Annotated in this window: 13 protein-coding genes; 5 read left to right on the top strand and 8 right to left on the bottom strand. The window is 65.3% G+C overall.

Going from position 1 to position 15,561, the window contains the following annotated elements; all coding sequences use genetic code 11:
- Positions 1–8: 8 nt before the first annotated feature.
- From IPL79_01755 to IPL79_01745, 3 genes are read right to left on the bottom strand one after another with little or no spacing between them, the layout of a single operon-like run.
- Positions 9–860, bottom strand: a complete 852-nt coding sequence (locus tag IPL79_01755) for a bifunctional 5,10-methylenetetrahydrofolate dehydrogenase/5,10-methenyltetrahydrofolate cyclohydrolase (protein ID MBK9069725.1) — start codon at positions 858–860, stop codon at positions 9–11.
- Positions 857–1,198: a zinc ribbon domain-containing protein gene (locus IPL79_01750; protein MBK9069724.1), complete on the bottom strand. Its 342-nt coding sequence runs from the start codon at positions 1,196–1,198 to the stop codon at positions 857–859. Before IPL79_01750 ends, IPL79_01755 begins: the two co-directional genes overlap by 4 nt.
- Positions 1,199–1,241: 43 nt before the next feature.
- Positions 1,242–2,330 carry a FliM/FliN family flagellar motor switch protein gene (locus tag IPL79_01745; protein MBK9069723.1) on the bottom strand — a complete coding sequence of 363 codons (1,089 nt, stop codon included), beginning with the start codon at positions 2,328–2,330 and terminating at the stop codon, positions 1,242–1,244.
- A gap of 226 nt (positions 2,331–2,556) precedes the next feature.
- On the opposite strand from IPL79_01745, the gene IPL79_01740 reads away from it, so the two are divergent.
- The 4 genes from IPL79_01740 (at position 2,557) to IPL79_01725 (ending at position 8,874) form a co-directional block, all read left to right on the top strand.
- Complete coding sequence (locus IPL79_01740) at positions 2,557–3,606, top strand: hypothetical protein (GenBank protein ID MBK9069722.1); 1,050 nt, start codon at positions 2,557–2,559, stop codon at positions 3,604–3,606.
- On the top strand, positions 3,498–6,533 hold the full coding sequence (locus tag IPL79_01735; protein MBK9069721.1) for a tetratricopeptide repeat protein: 3,036 nt from the start codon (positions 3,498–3,500) through the stop codon (positions 6,531–6,533). The genes IPL79_01740 and IPL79_01735 overlap by 109 nt, the downstream gene beginning before the upstream one ends.
- 132 nt (positions 6,534–6,665) lie before the next feature.
- Positions 6,666–7,859 carry an FHA domain-containing protein gene (locus IPL79_01730; protein MBK9069720.1) on the top strand — a complete coding sequence of 398 codons (1,194 nt, stop codon included), beginning with the start codon at positions 6,666–6,668 and terminating at the stop codon, positions 7,857–7,859.
- A 10-nt stretch (positions 7,860–7,869) separates the two neighbouring features.
- Positions 7,870–8,874: an FHA domain-containing protein gene (locus IPL79_01725; GenBank protein MBK9069719.1), complete on the top strand. Its 1,005-nt coding sequence runs from the start codon at positions 7,870–7,872 to the stop codon at positions 8,872–8,874.
- Between the two features lie 12 nt (positions 8,875–8,886).
- On the opposite strand, the gene IPL79_01720 is transcribed toward IPL79_01725, so the two are convergent.
- From IPL79_01720 to IPL79_01700, 5 genes are all read right to left on the bottom strand, one after another.
- A complete protein-coding gene (locus IPL79_01720) occupies positions 8,887–9,975 on the bottom strand; it encodes a sigma-70 family RNA polymerase sigma factor (GenBank protein ID MBK9069718.1) in 1,089 nt (362 codons plus the stop codon).
- A gap of 144 nt (positions 9,976–10,119) precedes the next feature.
- On the bottom strand, positions 10,120–11,640 hold the full coding sequence (locus IPL79_01715) for a methyltransferase domain-containing protein (GenBank protein MBK9069717.1): 1,521 nt from the start codon (positions 11,638–11,640) through the stop codon (positions 10,120–10,122).
- Complete coding sequence (psd, locus tag IPL79_01710; GenBank protein MBK9069716.1) at positions 11,627–12,505, bottom strand: phosphatidylserine decarboxylase; 879 nt, start codon at positions 12,503–12,505, stop codon at positions 11,627–11,629. Before psd ends, IPL79_01715 begins: the two co-directional genes overlap by 14 nt.
- 145 nt (positions 12,506–12,650) lie before the next feature.
- Positions 12,651–13,130 carry a GNAT family N-acetyltransferase gene (locus IPL79_01705; GenBank protein ID MBK9069715.1) on the bottom strand — a complete coding sequence of 160 codons (480 nt, stop codon included), beginning with the start codon at positions 13,128–13,130 and terminating at the stop codon, positions 12,651–12,653.
- 3 nt (positions 13,131–13,133) lie between these two features.
- Entirely contained in the window at positions 13,134–13,730 is a 597-nt protein-coding gene (locus IPL79_01700; protein MBK9069714.1) for a YihA family ribosome biogenesis GTP-binding protein, read from the bottom strand.
- Positions 13,731–13,833: 103 nt separating this feature from the next.
- Here IPL79_01700 and IPL79_01695 point away from each other — a divergent pair, with 103 nt between their 5' ends.
- Positions 13,834–15,552, top strand: a complete 1,719-nt coding sequence (locus IPL79_01695) for a dephospho-CoA kinase (GenBank protein ID MBK9069713.1) — start codon at positions 13,834–13,836, stop codon at positions 15,550–15,552.
- Positions 15,553–15,561 lie beyond the last annotated feature (9 nt).

The raw sequence follows: 15,561 nt of genomic DNA, 5'->3' as shown, positions 1-15,561 counted from the left end.
CGCACGCGCTACGCCGCAAGCCACGTCGCGGCTTGCACGGTGTTTTCCATCAGGCACGCGATGGTCATGGGACCAACGCCGCCAGGCACGGGCGTGATAAAGGCCGCGCGGGCCGAGGCTGCGGCGAACGCTACGTCACCGACGAGGACCTTGCTGGGCAGGCGATTGACCCCGACGTCGATCACGATGGCGCCGGGCTTGATCCATTCGCCTTGCACGAATTCCGGACGACCGATGGCCGCCACTAAGATATCCGCGCGCGCGATTTCGCCAGGCAAGTCGACGGTCTTGGAGTGGCACAAGGTCACGGTGAGGTCGGCGGAAGTCAGCAGCATGCTCATCGGCTTGCCCACGAGCACGCTGCGGCCAAGCACCACAGCGCGCTTGCCAACCAAGGGCACGCCGGTCTCGGCGAGCAAGGCCATACAGCCCTTGGGTGTGCACGGCACGAAGCCACGCTGCCCCGACAGCAAGGCGCCCTGGCTCACGGGCCCAAGGCCATCGACGTCCTTACTTGGCGCGATCGCGGCGATAACCGCATGCGAATCGATCTGCGCCGGCAGCGGCAATTGCACCAAGATGCCGTGCACCGCCGGGTCGTTATTGAGGGTCGTGATGAGCGCCAGCAGCGCCGCCTGCGAGGTGTCTTGTGGCAAGCGGATGTCGTTGGCGCCCACGCCACACTCGGCGGCGGTGCGCGTTTTTTTGGCAACGTAAACGTGCGATGCCGGATCGTCACCGACCAAGACGACCGCGAGCGTCGGCGTGACGCCGCGCGCCCGCAAGGCCGCCGCGTCGCCTGCAACGCGCGCCAACACCTTGGCCGCGACGCCGGCGCCGGCAAGCCGCGTCGCCGTCACCGCTGGCTCGCTTGCGCGCCGTTGCCGCCAGTTGAACCACCGCCGCTTGGCGTGGTCGCCGGCGCGGTTGGCGCTGGACTCGTCGACGCGCCGCTTGGTGCCGTTTCGGTCTTCGCCGGCGCGGTGGTGTCAGCGCCACCCCCCGTGGCAGCTGGCTTGGTGCTGGCGTACAAATCCTTGTACCAACCACCACCCTTAAATTGAAAGGCCGAGCGCGAGATGAGCTTCTCGAGCGCACCGCCACATGCCTCGCAAATCGACTTGGGTTCGTCGGCTAGCCGCTGCTGATATTCGAAGATCTGGTTGCACTGCTTGCATTGAAATTCGTAGACCGGCATGCGCGGCAGTTACCATAATCAGCAGGTTCCGACAAGCAAGACCTCACCCGCCGGGGGATGGCGCGACGGGCTGTGGAGGCCCACTTCGCAGACAAAGCACGCGCGCAGCGAGCTGGCCATCTACCTCAACCAGCTCGACGTCCGCCAGATGGCTTGCGCCAAGGTACAGAGCCGCATGCGGCGAAGGCGCTCGGGCCAGCTCAATGAGGCTGCCTGGTTGCAACCGCGCGAGCTCCGCAAACGAGAGCTCGGCGTGCGCCATGACGACGCTGACGGGGCAGCGCCCGTGAGCGAGCAGCGCGGTGGTGGTAGACGGGTCTGGGTTCATGGTTGATACCTCCGAAATGATGCGCACGGATGACGTGGATGGCTGTGGTTGGCTGACCCGCCAGGCCACACCGCCTGCGACGATCATGGCGTGATGGCGCTGGGCGCCAACGAGATACGCGCCGGTTCGCAGCCGTGAAACATCTTCTGCGGCCAGCGACGTGCTACCGACGGAAATCGGCCACGAAAGTTTCGTGTGGGCCCATACCGCGGTGACTTTAGACGAGTCGAGGTCGCTCGCACGAGGTGCCGACGCCATCGTTACGCTCGACCCGGCATGAGGTCGCACCCATGTCGTAAACGTGTGGCTCGCCTGGCGCGTCGGTTCGCCGACATGCCACGTTAGGGCGATCCCACCGCCCGCCATACGCTCACAGGCATGTGCGGCTGGACGCACGTCAGCCTGCCAGGCCAAGGCGTCGCTCATCGCTGCCAGCCACCAAATCCCGCAGGCGATATCGGCTGCGGAGGCCGGATCTGCCAGCACCACGGGCGACGCCGCGCCAAACCAGGTTTGCGAAAGTCGCTGCGCCATTGGCCGCGGCATCAAGATGTCGGCGCGGCGACCGGCTTGTTCGGCGACGGCGATGACCCAACTACCCTCGCCTACATGCGGCGCCTCGGGCACAAATGCCACTGATGCGAGCGCGACGCTTACGCCGCCGCAGGCAAATGTCGCGCCCGGCGTGCAGCGTTGCGAAGCATCCCAATGTTGCCACCAGCTGCCTTCGATGGCTTGTTCACGACCTAGGCGGCGCCAAAGGGCGCCGGGCGGTAGCGGTGATGGCGCGGCTTTCAGCGTCACCTGACGACTCTACTACAATCCCTAACATTCCTGTTTCGCCACCTAGTGCCTTGGCACAGATGTTATGAGCCAGGCTGCGCCGGGATGGCGACCCGAGGCCAAGCCGCGAGGAGGGCGTTTGGTGGTTCCAAACAACCGACGAGCAACGCTGGCAGTCGGGCGTCAGACCAAGCAGTGTGGCTCATGTTATCTGTGCCAAGGCACTAGGGCGCGCTATACTTTCCTTATGGCAATCGGGCGACTTGTACGCGGCGTCCTAGTGGGCTTGGTGCTGACCGCAGGGCTGCCCGCCCGCCATGCATCTGCACAGGGGGACTGGGACGTGCAACGCGACCCCTTTGACAAGACCATTGTCGCGCGCCTTAAAGCCACCTTGGCCAAGCAACCTCACGACGCCACCGCGCTGGCGCGCCTTACGACGTTGTATCGCAAACACCGAACGCTTGCCCAGCTCGCCTCTGAGTACGAAAAGCTGGCGCAGGCCTCCAGTGATGGCGCCGCGTTGGTTGTCCTGGGCAAGCTCGCGCGGGCCGCGGGTGACGACGAGAAGGCGTTGATCCATTTTGAGGCCGCGCAGCCAAGGCGAGCCACCGATGTCGCGCTGCTGCTTGAAATCGCTGATGCCTTGCGACGGCAGGGCAAAAGCGCCGCATCGATGGCAGCATATCAACGGGTGCTGGCGCCGAGCCTTGAGCGCAAAAGTAGCGACGCCGTGCGCGCCTATGATGGCATCGCCGCCGTCGCGCTAGCAACGGGTGATGTCGTAGAGGCGGCCGCCGCCTTGAAAGAAAAACTCGCGCTGATGCCAAGCACCGACACCATGCTTGAGTACGCCGACTTGCTGGCGCGAGGCGGCAAGCATGGCGAAGCCGCCAAGGTCTTCGGCGACGCCGAGGCGCGGCTGAAGGCAGATCCGATGAAACGCCTGGAAGTCATCGGGCGCGCCGCCGGCGCCCTGGCAACTCGCGGCGACGATCTTGCCGCCATAGCCGAGTATCAGCGCGCCATCAAGCTAGCCCCCGCCGGCTACTACCTCGCAAATGAGTATTGGCTGGCGATCGTTGAGATCTATCGACGACGTCAAGAGCTGCCACAGTTGGCGACCGAGCTCGAGGCGCGCTGGCCAAGCGCCAAGCAAACGTTTTTCAAGCCGAAACGCTGGCGCGCTTGTATGAGCAACTTGGGCAACCCGAAAAAGCACTCGCTAGCTATCGCCGTGCCGTGGCCAAGGCACCGTGGGAGCTCGAGACGCAACGCCGCTATGTCGCGTTGTTAGAGGCTAGCGGACGATCGGTGGAGGCCTTGGCGCAGCTCGAGGCGATCGGCAAGATCGCCCCTGGCGAGCCGCAGGTCGCCTTAGATCTGGCCGAGCGGCACATGAAGCGTGGTGACCTAAAGCGGGCCCTGGCGCTGGTGCTAGCCGTCGAAAAACGCTTTGCGGGCGACGCGAGTATTTTGACGTCGGTGGCCGATGCGTATCAACGTTGGGGCGATGCCAAGCGGGCGACGGCGATCTACGAACGCATCGCCGCCATCGATCCTGACCCCATGCATCTCATCGCGCTGGGCGAGGTGTACCTCAACAACGGCGAGGCGAGCCGGGCCATGGCCACATGGGAAAAAATTGCGGCCTCTGGCAGCGTGACGGCGCTGCTCGCGGCGGCCGACGTGATGGCGCAAAACGGTGGCGCCAAGCGCGCGCTGGAGTTTGTCGCGCGGGCCGAAGCGCTCGAGGGACGAAACTACGTGGTGTTTCGCACCAAGGCGATGGTGCTTGATGCGCTTAAACTGGACGTTGAGGCGCTGGCCGCCTACAAAAAATCCCTCGACCTCATCGACCCCGCCCTCGTCATGGAGCGCCGGGATTTGCGACGACGCATGATAAGCCAGCTGACCCGCCGCACCCAATCGCGCGCGCTCGAGATGCAAGCGGTGACCAGCTGGCAGGCCGCCTTTGCCGCGACGTCGCCGTCCCTGGAGGCTGGCTACCTGCTCGCCATGTACTACGAGCGACGCCCCGCCGACGATGAGCCAATCAAGACGCTGACGCGCCTGTCGGGCTTGGCGCCAGCTGACCTTTACGTGCTGGACGACCTCGCGCATGCGCAGGTCAAGGCCCGGCGTCACGACGAAGCAGTCGCGTCGCTGCTCACGCTTGCCGAGCGCGACCCCACGCGCCAACAAGAAATGTACACGCGCATCGCCGAGATCAAGTCAATGGCGCGCGATGACGAGGCGGCGCTTACGTGGGCGCTCAAGGCCGTCGAGGGCAACCCACGCCACGTCGAGGGCCATAAGCGGTTAGCCGAGCGCTACGTTGAGATGCAGCGCATCGAAGAAGCGACCAAGAGCTACGAGGCCGCGATCGCGCTCGATCCAAACGCCGCCAGCGCCTTCGACGTCTACTTCGCGCTGGCGAGCCTTTACTTGCAGACCGGCAACACCGCGCGGGCGAGCGAGCTGTATCGCGAGGTGCTTAGGCGGGCGGTTGACGAGGAGCAGATCGCGCAGGCGGGACGCGCCGCCATCGAGATCGGCGAGCTCACCAATACCTTGGGCGAACTAGAGAAGACGTTGGCGCCGCTGGCCTTTGCGATGACCCACAAGCCGACCTATCGCCAGCTGTTAGTTGGGCTCTACTTGCGCTACATCCCGGTGCTTGCGACCCAAGCCACCGCCGCCATGCCCGCGGTGGCCGCGCGCGCGCGGGCCGAATTGGCACGACTGGCGGGCTCCGCGCTCACGCCACTGCTTGATGTCTTGCACGACGAATTACAGGCCTCGGCACACGGCTCGGCGATTGCCGCGCTGGAGCAACTCGGCAACCCGGCGGCGGCGCGCGCGCTGATCGAATTTGCCAAGCGGACGGTGCCTGACGCGTCGTCGCTCGCGGGTCGCACGGCGAGCGATCTACGCGTGGCGGCGTTGCTTGCCGCGGGTCGCCTGCGTACGCCCGACGCCGTGCGCCTCGTGGGTGAGTTGCTCCGCAGCTCAGATGGCGCCATGCGCGAGGCCGCCTGGTTTACCGTCGCGACGCAAGATCCGGCGGCGCCACTTGGCGCCCTCACCCCTGCGTTGGCCGATCGCCGGACGAGCATCGCCGTGCTCGGTTGCGTCGCGATCGCAGCGAGCCGCGATCGTCGTGCGCTCGAGGTAGCGCAGCGTGTGGCGCAGGATGAGGCTGCCCACGAACTCGTGCGCGCGGCGTGCATCTATGCGATGAGCGCGCAACCCGCCATCCCGCCGACCTCCCTCGCGCTCTTGGCGACGCTTTCAGGCCGCGTCGGCGAGGTCGGACGCCTCGCAACGTGGGCGCTTAGCCGCCACCGCGCACGTGGCGCCAATCGGCTCGACCTGATCGCGCAGTATTGGGGCGAACATCACGATACAGCCGCCGCAGCGCTGATGGACGCGTTGGCCGGTGAGTCGCCGCTAGCGGCGTGGCACTTGCCTCGCCACAGCGGCCGCCTTGATGCGGCCGCCATCGTCGCATCGCTGGGCGAGGCACGCGCCAACGTCGTAGCGACGACTGCCCCCATCGGGGACCTTGCCGACGAACTCATCGCCGCCGCGGTGCTGGAGCTGCGCGCCGGCGACCACTACGCCAAGCACCTCGCGCTGCAACTGCTTGACCAAGCCGATCAACGGCTTTCATTTGGTCGGCCCAGCGCCCTTGAAGGCGCGCTGGTAACCTCGGTTGAGCGTTTAGGCGCGGCCATCTGGCCCGAGGTGTCGCGGCTTGGCCCGCCGTTTTCCGTCTCAAGCGTGTGGGCCTCCGTCGCCACCAAGACGTGTCCCGACAAAGACCTCGGCCCCCTGCTCGAAACGCTCAGCAACGCGCCCGCGGCGAGCCAAGCCGTGGCACTCGAGGTGCTGAGGCAGCGCGCGCGCATCGAGCTTAGCGATCCACTTATCAAAACCTTAACGCGCCTCGGAGCCAGCGAAGACTGGCGGGTTCGCCAGCTCGCCGCCACCGTTGGCGGTCGCCTCGTCGCACCCTCGCCGGCCCTCGTGGCGGCCTGTATGCGCGATCAATCGGCCTACGTCCGCGCTAGCTGCGTGCCGCCCAACGGGCCCAACGACGCCGCCCTGCACGACGCCATTGCGTCCGCGGCCCGCGACTCAAATCCCGCGGTGAGAGCGGCCGCCTCGACCTGGCTTTGTACGCATGCCCCGACGTCGCCAGCGTGCTCACCGCCGTGATCCGATCTCGACCAACGAACTTTCCCGGCAACCACATTGTCCCCACTGTAGGCCGGCAATGTTACGTGAGGCGTGATTTAGAGCCCGCGGTTTTGACGCCAACCTTCCGAAACCGCTACACTTATCGCAGGCATGGATTTCGCTCTGGTCTGCGACTCGTGTAGCGCAGCAAATACCGTTACGCAAAACGCGTGCAGCGCATGCGGGGCGACGCTTGCTTGGGGGCGCGTCGTGATTCCGGCGCTCGCCGAACCGGTGACGCCGATCGGCGAGAACGCGCCGATCCGAACCTTCATTTCAAACGATCGCGCCAATACCGTCTTGGTGCCACCAACCGCCGAACCTACGCGCGAGCCCTCCGCACCCGCCGTTGCGGCGACCGCTGCGGCCGCGGCGTCGCCAAACTCCGATGAGGCGTTTGCAAAGTGCAGCAGCTGCGCCGCCAACGTCCCGGAGTCGCACGCCTTCTGCTTTGAATGCGGCGCGCCCATGGGGCAACCGCTTGGCAGCGACGGCACGCAGGCCCGCGCGCGCAATCCATTCATGCAGCCAAGCGCGGCAAATCCAGCCCCCGCGACGCGTGGCAGCAACTTGCCCATCGCGCCGACGAGCGGCCCCAGCCTCGATGCGCCCGCCGGCAAGGCCGCCAGCAAGACCATGTTCTTTGGCGCCATGCAAACCGCGCGCGCCAAGCTGACCGTCATCCGTGGCGATGGCCACGATGGCGTATCGTACAGCCTCGCCGGCCAAGAGCATACATTTGGCCGCGGCGCGGATTGCGCGTTGCTATTTGCCGAGGACGCCTATCTTTCACCCATCCATGCCAACTTCTTCTATGATAGCGCGCACGGTGGGGCCCTGGTCGTTCGCGACGAAGGCTCGCAAAATGGTGTCTTCGTGCGAATTCGCGGCACGGTGCCTATCGAGCAGGGTTCGCGTTTTTTGGCGGGCGAGCAATTATTTGAAATCGCACCCGGCCATACCGGCGACCTTGAGTTCATCGCCGATGGCACCTACTATTTTGCCAGCCCCGCCCCCGCAAGCACCTTGCGCGTCGTGCAACGCCTGCGCGGTGGCAGCACCGCGGCAGCCTACGCCGTCTCGGGCGGGAGCTTCACGATTGGACGCGAGGGCAACGACGCGAATTTTCCCAATGACCCGTTCATATCAGGTCGGCACGCGCAGATCGTCACCACGCGCGGCCTCGAGCTTACCGACCTAAACTCAAAGAACGGCACGTTCGTGCAAATCCGCGGGCAACACGTGCTCGGGCACGGCGACTACGTCTTTCTTGGCCAACAACTTTTGCGGATTGAAATCGTCTAACGGAGCAACCATGATCAGCTGTCATCGATGCGGGAAAACCGACAACCAAGATCACTACAAGTTCTGCCTTGGATGTGGCGCGAGCTTGCAGGCCGCGGCCCCTGGCCACGAGCGGCTTGGGACCAGTCCCGTCGCAGGCGCGGCAGCCGGGGTCGCGATGATGCCTCCCGCCGCCGTCGCCGGCGCGGTGCCAGCCATCGTCGCGCCACCAGCGGCGGCGGCCACGCCCGGCCCACGCCCATGTCCAACCTGCGCAACCGAGGTCCCGGCGACGTTTCGCTTTTGTGGCTCCTGTGGTCACAAAATGGACATCGCGCCCGCGGTGCCGACGCTGGAGCGCACGCCCGGCGTTGCCGCAAGCCCCTCGCCCGCGGTCGCGGCCGCACCCAAGCCGACCAGCCTGCTTACGCTTATCAGGCCTGATGGCAGCGAAGGTGGCACCCACCCCCTTAGCAGCGGCGACAACCAACTCGGTCGCAACCACGGCGCGATTTTTGCGAGCGATGGCTACCTCTCACCGACACATGCCGAGTTGGCAATCGGACCGCAAGGCGCGACCATTCGCGACCTCGGCAGCCTCAACGGCGTGTTCATCAAGATGCGCGACGAAGAAGAAATCGTCCCTGGCCAAGTGATTCGTATCGGCCAGGAGTTGTTGCGGTTTGACATCGTGCCCCCTGCCGAACCCGGCCCTGACGGCACCGAAGTGATGGGCAGCCCAAACCCCGGGTATTGGGGCAAGCTCTCGGCGATTATAGGCCGCGGCGTCGACGGCGCGGCGTATCCGCTGCTTGCGGAAACGACCAACATTGGCCGCGAACGCGGTGACATTAACTTTCCGCAGGATGGCTATGTTTCGGGCCTGCATGCCAAGCTCTCGCTGCGCGCAGGCCGCGTCTTCTTGCAAGATCTCGGCAGCTCCAACGGCACGTTTCTCCGCGTCCATGGCGAGCGCCGCCTGACCAACGAAACGTTTTTGTTGCTCGGCCAGCAGCTGTTTCGCTTGTCGCTATAAGCCGACCGCGGCCTAGCTAGCCGCCGCCTCGCCGAGCAGCTTGCGCAGCTTGCGCAAAGATTGCTCTTGCAGCTGCCTGATGCGTTCACGCGAGAGTTGGTGGCGAGCGCCGAGTTCCTGCAGCGTCTGTTCGTGGTCGTTGCCCAGGCCATAGCGCGCCCGCAGGATGGCCGCCTCCACCGGCGACAGCTCACGCATCGCGGCGGTGACCGCGCGAAAGCTCGACGCCACCTCGAGCTCGCGCTGCGGTGCCGCGTCAGACTCGGGGTCACATAGTGACTCGCCAAGCGTGTGCTCGCCGTCTTGCCGGGCGGGCGCGTCGATTGACACCGCGTGTTCAGAACGCCACGTCACTAGCTCGCGCGTGCGTTCGGGCGACATGCCAAGCTGCGCCGCAAGATAGTCGACATCGGGATTTTCGCCATAGGCACGCAGATACGCCCGCTCAAGGGCGCCTAGCTTGTGGATGGCCTCTAGCATGTGCACCGGAATGCGGATGCTCCGACCTCGATCAGAGACCGCCCGGCCGATGGCATGGCGGATCCACCACGTGGCATACGTCGAGAAGCGAAACCCTCGCTCGGGCAAAAAGCGCTCGACCGCGCGGACCAGCCCAAGGTTGCCCTCGGAGATTAGATCGATCATTGCCATGCCACCATGGCGATAGCGCTTGGCGACGCTGACCACCAGCCGCAGATTGTGCTCGACAAATTGATTGCGGATCCGCTCGGCCTCGTGGGCAAGCGCGCCAAGCTCGCGCCAATATGCGGCGACCGCCGCGTCCGCCGCCGCCGACTGCGCCGACGACATGGTGGGATGCGTGCCAGCACGGCGCGCACCACGCGCGGCGGCGACAAGCGCCTGATAGGCCGCTCGGTCTTCATCTGCATCACGCATCACCCTGGCGGCCTCATCGCGCGCGCGCCCGCTGCGCGGCCGTCCAACGCGAGTCCGCACCTCATCGAGCCACGCCTGTGGCACGGCGCCCCGATGTGCCAACACGGCAAACACCGTCTCGGGCCGCCGCAGCGCGTGCCGCCATACGGCGAGGCTCGCCTCGCGATACGCCTGCGCCAACCTCAATTCCTGCGACGGAGTCATTACCTTGGAGCGTCCAAGATGTTTTAGATAATCAGTGGTTACGTCATGCTGGGCGGTATTAGTCGCGGCGTTTTGCATGGGGCCCTCACCGGCGCTAGGTGCCAAACGGCGCGCCATGCATGGGTAACCGCTACCTAAGAGGAACTATTCCCGATCCGCTTTTTTTTCGCTAGGAGCTACCGCATCGGCGTCGACGCGCTTCTCGGCAACCACGATCAGGTGGCGCGACAGCGGGCCTAAAAAGCGCCCGGGCGTAGCCAAATTTCCCGAAACATCGACGACTTTGAACCCCGCGGCGTGCAGGAGCTTGCCGAGCTCGTGCAGCGAATACGATCGAATCGACAGCTCTTGTTCGAGCTGGCGCCCGTCATCGAAGACCACCGAACGCGACGATTGCAGGCGCGAGGTGAAGTAATTAAATTCCACTTCTTCCAGCACCACGCAGCCATCGCCCTCCCACCACACACGCGTTGGCAGATCGCTGACGATATAGTCGCGATTGAGCACCTCGATGACGACGCGTGCGCCAGGCTTGAGCGCCCGGCAAATATTGGCCGCCGTCTTGCGGTTGTTGTCGTCGTCGAAATAGCCAAAGGTCGAAAACCAACAATAGGCGCCGTCAAACTGCGCGTCAAAATCAAGGTCGCGCATGTCGCCGTGGACGAATTGCACGGCGAGGCCGCGCCGCTCCGCCTCGTCCGCGCCTCGCAAGAGCAGCGGCAGCGACAGATCGAAGGCCACGACCTGCATCCCTCGCGCCGCCAGCTCGAGCGCATGGCGACCATATCCGCTGCCGACATCTAGCACGGAGGCGCCGGGCTGCAGCCCCAGCGACTGCATGATAAACACCGCCTCGGCTTGGGTCGCCTTAGGCGTCAGAAACGGCAGCGTTCGCAGGTAATCCTCTTCGAACACCTCTTCGAACCACGGCTTGGCATGTGGTTTTTTCTTCGGCCGCGGTTCTGCCGTCGCGGCGGCTGCCAAGGCCGCCGAGCGAGCCTCGGGGCGTTTTGGTGCCGGTGGCGGCCTCACCGGCGGTGCCGGCGGTGAGGGCGGCGGCGTTGCAACCGCGGAGGCCGGCCTCACCAAATCTTTGCCCTCAAAGTCACGATTGGTGACGGCGCGTGGCAAGGCCGGCGGCACTGCCGGTGAAGGTGTGGCGGTGGCGACGTTCACGGCGTGCCCGGGCGCGTCCACGGCAATTTCCTTTGAGGTCGCGCCGTCCTCTAACTCCTCATACTCGTCTTCAGCCAACGAAAATGTCGACGTGCGGGGCGGGCTAATCACCGCCACCTGCGACATTTCGATCTCCATGGTGCGTTCGTTTGAATCGCCGAAACTGGTGGGCTGGGCAATCCCATCGGGGTTCGACTGATCATAGGGCGGGTCGGCCGCGATGGGCGCGTGGGCCACGGCGGGCGCGGTGACGGCGCCGTTCATCGCGGCGGCGCCATACGCCATTGAAACCACCAGGCCTGGATCGTCGATTGCCGCCACAATCATAGGGTGCGTCACCGTGCGCGGCTTGGTCAGCTCGCTGCTGCGCGCCAGCTTGCGCCGCCGCCGTTGCGACGTATTCATGTTCTCGAGATTGGTCCCGATATCTGAAACCAAGCCGCTTGGCGCATCTGGTTTGCCTTCGGCTTTGCCCTCAGAATCGGCCATCGCGTCCCCTTGCTGCTGGTGGTGACGACACCGCAAAGGTGCCGATTGATTCTCCGACGCGGACGCTATGGCCCGGCGTGAGCGCAAGGCGCGCGGTGCCGGCTCTAAACAACAGCACGACGGTGGAGCCCAGCAAGAAGGTCCCGAGCTCATCCCCGGCGGTAATCGCCACATCGACCGCTTGTTCCCATATTTTGCCGCGCAAATGCCCTGTCTCAAAACCATGCTCGGCCGCGTCGGGGTTCATATCGGCGGCGCTTGGCCAGTGCTTGACGCGCACATGCCCGACGCCCACGGCGGACACCATGATCAGCGCGACGTCAGGCGTAAGCTCGAACACAACCCGCTCGTTGCGCGCGAACAAGCCGCGCACGTGGCGCACAAAAAACGGCGAAACTGGCCACAACGCGCCCGGCACGTAGCGATAGCCGCGCAACTGACACGTCACGGGCGCATGGACGCGGTGATAGTCCTTCGGTGACAAATAGATCACCGCAAATTGGCCGCCTGCAAATTCGCTGGTCACGCCGTCGGGCAGCGCCAACAAGTCATTCACCGCGTAATCGACGCCCTTGGCGCCAATGATGGTGCCGTCGTCTTCAATGGTCCCAAGGCTCATCACCACGCCGTCGCAGGGCGCGGCGAGCACGCCGGGGGCGACGTCCAGCTGACGGGCGCCATCGCGCAACTTGCGGCCAAAAAAATCGCCCAGCGAGCGATACGCCGCCGCCGGCTTCTCCGCTTCGGCGACATTGGCGCCAACGACCCTCGCAAACCCCGAAATAACCGTCCCGCGCGCCGCCTTGGGCAACGGTAGGTTGGCAAGGGATTGCACCGTGCGCGAATAGAGACGAGTCGGCCACATACCGAGGAGTTCTCAAATCTTACATTGACGAAACACAAGGCCACAAGCGGGGTGTCCCGATAACGCGGGCCACGGCAAGATCGGCACCAACTGATCGTTAGTTTTTGCGAGTGACGGGTGTAGGCCGAGCCCCGACATGGCGGGTTTACAGCCGCACTGACATCAAGATTGCATCATCCGCGGGGCCACCGGCAGCCGCAGGATAATAACCGCGACGTAGCCCATCTTCGGTAAACCCAAGGCTTGCGTAAAGCGCCCGCGCCGCGGCGTTCTGCGCCGCGACTTCAAGTGTCACCGACGTTGCACGGGCCGCGCTTGCCGCTTCGATTGCAGCCCCCACCAGACGCGTCGCGCACCGCTGGCGGCGAGCGTGCGCGGCGGTCGCAACGGACAGAATGTCTAGCCGGTCTGGCAGCCACATCGCTTGTAAAAAACCTGCAAGCTGCGCCGCCTGGCCGTCGGCCTTCGCACCTTCTGCTAGCCGCGCGATCCAGTGCGCATAGCGAGCGTCAGCTACCACGGCCGGCGTCACGTGTGGCGAGGCTCGGGCGAACACCTCGATCTCTAAGGCCACCATCGCCGGCACATCGAACACATTGGCAGGCGCAACCACCAACGAGGTCATGAGCTAGCCCGCACGCCTCGGCTTAGCGGCGCGAAAGATCGCGCTCCACAATTCGTCGCGCCCAAATTGATCGAGCGTCGAGAAGGCCGTCACGCCCACACCGCCGCCTAGCTGGCGCTTTAGCTGCGCGGTCACCACGCCACGCTCGGACTTGCTCAGCTTATCGGCCTTGGTGAGCACGACGTGGCTTGCCAGCTTTCGCTCGGCGAGCCACTCGAGAAAATCCTGTTCCTCTTCGCCCAGGCCCCGGCGCATATCGATGAGCACCAGCACGAGCGCAATGGGGCGGGTCCCTTCCAGCAACGCTTCAATGAGCGGTTGCCACGACGCTCGCATATCGAGCGGCACCGCCGCATAGCCATACCCCGGCAGATCGACGAATTGCAGCGGCATGGTCGGCTTGGGCGTCACCGCAAACCAATTGATGAGCCGCGTCCGCCCCGGCGTTTTGGAGGCCCTCGCTAGCCCGCCATGCCCCGTAAGGTCGTTGATCAGCGACGACTTGCCAACGTTTGACCGCCCCGCAAACACGATTTCCGGTGCGCCGGCCGCCGGAAATTGGTCAGGGGCCGCCGCGGAAATGACAAACTGGGCGCGCATCGCCGTCCCGTATACCGCAGGCGAGCCGCAAAATCGATCAGTTCCTCTGCCATGCACGCCACCAGATTGCGAGGCGACAGGGCGCGCGATATACGGTAGGGGCATGATAACCCTTGGCCTTACGGGTGGCATCGCATCGGGCAAAAGCACGGTGGCCGCACGGCTACGCCAACTCGGCGCCGCGGTCATCGATGCCGACGGCCTGACCCGCGAGCTGGTACGCCCAGGCAGCGTCGCGCTACGCGAGATCACGGCTCGCTTTGGTGCCGCCGTGCTCGGCGCTGGAGGCGCGCTTGATCGCGCGGCGCTGGCGAGCATCGTTTTTGCCGATGATGAGGCGCGTCGCGAGCTCGAAGCCATATTGCATCCCCGCATTTGGAAGGCGGCCTGTGCCGAACGCGATCGCCTGGGTGAGCTTGGTTACCATGTCGTATTTTATGAGGCCGCGTTGCTGGTTGAGACCGGCACCTACAAGCAGCTCGACGGCTTGATCGTCGTCACCGCGCCCCCCGAGGTGCAACAACGACGCGTCGTCGCCCGCGACGGGCACGCGCCCAAACAAGCCGCGGCGCGCATTGCGGCGCAACTGCCGCTGGCGGACAAGGTACGGCTGGCCAACTGGGTCATCGACAATACCGGAGACGAGCCCGAGCTCATCAGGCAGGTCGATGCGCTCGTAAAAACGCTGGAGGCCGGTTTCGGTCCGCTCACGATCACCGAGGCGAGAGGGCGCAAGGCCCCCCGCCGGCCGGCCGCCACCTCGATCGCGCGGCATGCCCCGGTGCTGGCGGATCACTACACGACGCTAATCGTGGGCGCGCCCCACCCCATCGCCTTGGCGTGTGCGACGCACCTCGCGGCGCCCGAACACGTCCGCGTCTATCTGCTTTCGACCCAGGCCGCCGCGCCGGCCATGGAGCAATGGGCCGCGGCCTCGCCTTTTGGCGCAAGGCTCACCGTGCTGGTAGGCGACGCCGCGCACATGCATCTCGGGCTTTCGGCGGACGAGTATAGCGATCTGCGGCAGCAACTAACCTCCATCGTTGTCATTGATGAGACCGACGACGACGATGCCCTCGGCCACGCCGCTTGGCAAGGCGAGTTGGTGGCGCGCCAGGTGCTGGCCCTTGCGACGCAAGCCGCCGCCATCGATCACGTGACGTATCTTTCGAGCACGTTCGTCGCGGGCAATGATCCAGGGCCGTACCTTGAATCGATGGCGCCGACGCTGGGGCCGTGGCTCTTTCGCTACGACGAGCAAAAGGCTCGCGTCGAGGCGGTGTACGCCGCGATGCGAACCCAACTTCCGATCGTGATCGCGCGCGCGAGTGCGTGCATTGATCTTGCCGAGGACGCGGTGGCACAACTCGCCGGCAATCGCTTGCTGGCGTGGATGGCGCGGCACCCACACCTGCCCCTGCCCGTGCCGCCATGGGCGCAGGTGCACGTCGTGGAGGCATCCTACGTGGCCGAGGCGTTAGCCGTGCTTTCGCGCCACCGGGCCGCGGCGGGCAAGACCTTCCATTTGATCAGCGATGCGCTGCCCGTGCCGACGTTTTCCGCGCTCATGCACCATCAAGGGCGTGCGCGTTGGGGGCATGGCGTGATGCCGCTCTTGCAACGCCTCGCGCGCCAACCGCGGCTCGCGGCGCATGCGACGCGCCTCGCGCGGCACGCCGTGCCGGCGGCGTTGCGGCCCATGCGCGACACCATTTATCATCAACAATCGGCGGCCTCGTTGCTGGGCCCGCTGGGGATCAAGCCACGCCGCGCGCAGGACCTGGTCGCGGAAGCCGTCGCGCAATTGCCCCGCGCGAGCTAACTGACGCGC

This window comes from Myxococcales bacterium, assembly GCA_016716835.1.
Classification (GTDB): Bacteria; Myxococcota_A; Polyangia; order Haliangiales; family Haliangiaceae; genus JADJUW01.
This window is presented reverse-complemented; position numbering and strand designations above follow the sequence as displayed.

Coding starts and splice junctions, on each gene's coding strand:
- IPL79_01695 (MBK9069713.1), top strand. CDS start 13,834: ATGATAACCCTTGGCCTTACGGGTGGCATCGCATCGGGCAAAAGCACG.
- IPL79_01740 (MBK9069722.1), top strand. CDS start 2,557: ATGGCAATCGGGCGACTTGTACGCGGCGTCCTAGTGGGCTTGGTGCTG.
- IPL79_01725 (MBK9069719.1), top strand. CDS start 7,870: ATGATCAGCTGTCATCGATGCGGGAAAACCGACAACCAAGATCACTAC.
- IPL79_01730 (MBK9069720.1), top strand. CDS start 6,666: ATGGATTTCGCTCTGGTCTGCGACTCGTGTAGCGCAGCAAATACCGTT.
- IPL79_01750 (MBK9069724.1), bottom strand. CDS start 1,198: ATGCCGGTCTACGAATTTCAATGCAAGCAGTGCAACCAGATCTTCGAA.
- psd (MBK9069716.1), bottom strand. CDS start 12,505: ATGTGGCCGACTCGTCTCTATTCGCGCACGGTGCAATCCCTTGCCAAC.
- IPL79_01715 (MBK9069717.1), bottom strand. CDS start 11,640: ATGGCCGATTCTGAGGGCAAAGCCGAAGGCAAACCAGATGCGCCAAGC.
- IPL79_01700 (MBK9069714.1), bottom strand. CDS start 13,730: ATGCGCGCCCAGTTTGTCATTTCCGCGGCGGCCCCTGACCAATTTCCG.
- IPL79_01705 (MBK9069715.1), bottom strand. CDS start 13,130: ATGACCTCGTTGGTGGTTGCGCCTGCCAATGTGTTCGATGTGCCGGCG.
- IPL79_01720 (MBK9069718.1), bottom strand. CDS start 9,975: ATGACTCCGTCGCAGGAATTGAGGTTGGCGCAGGCGTATCGCGAGGCG.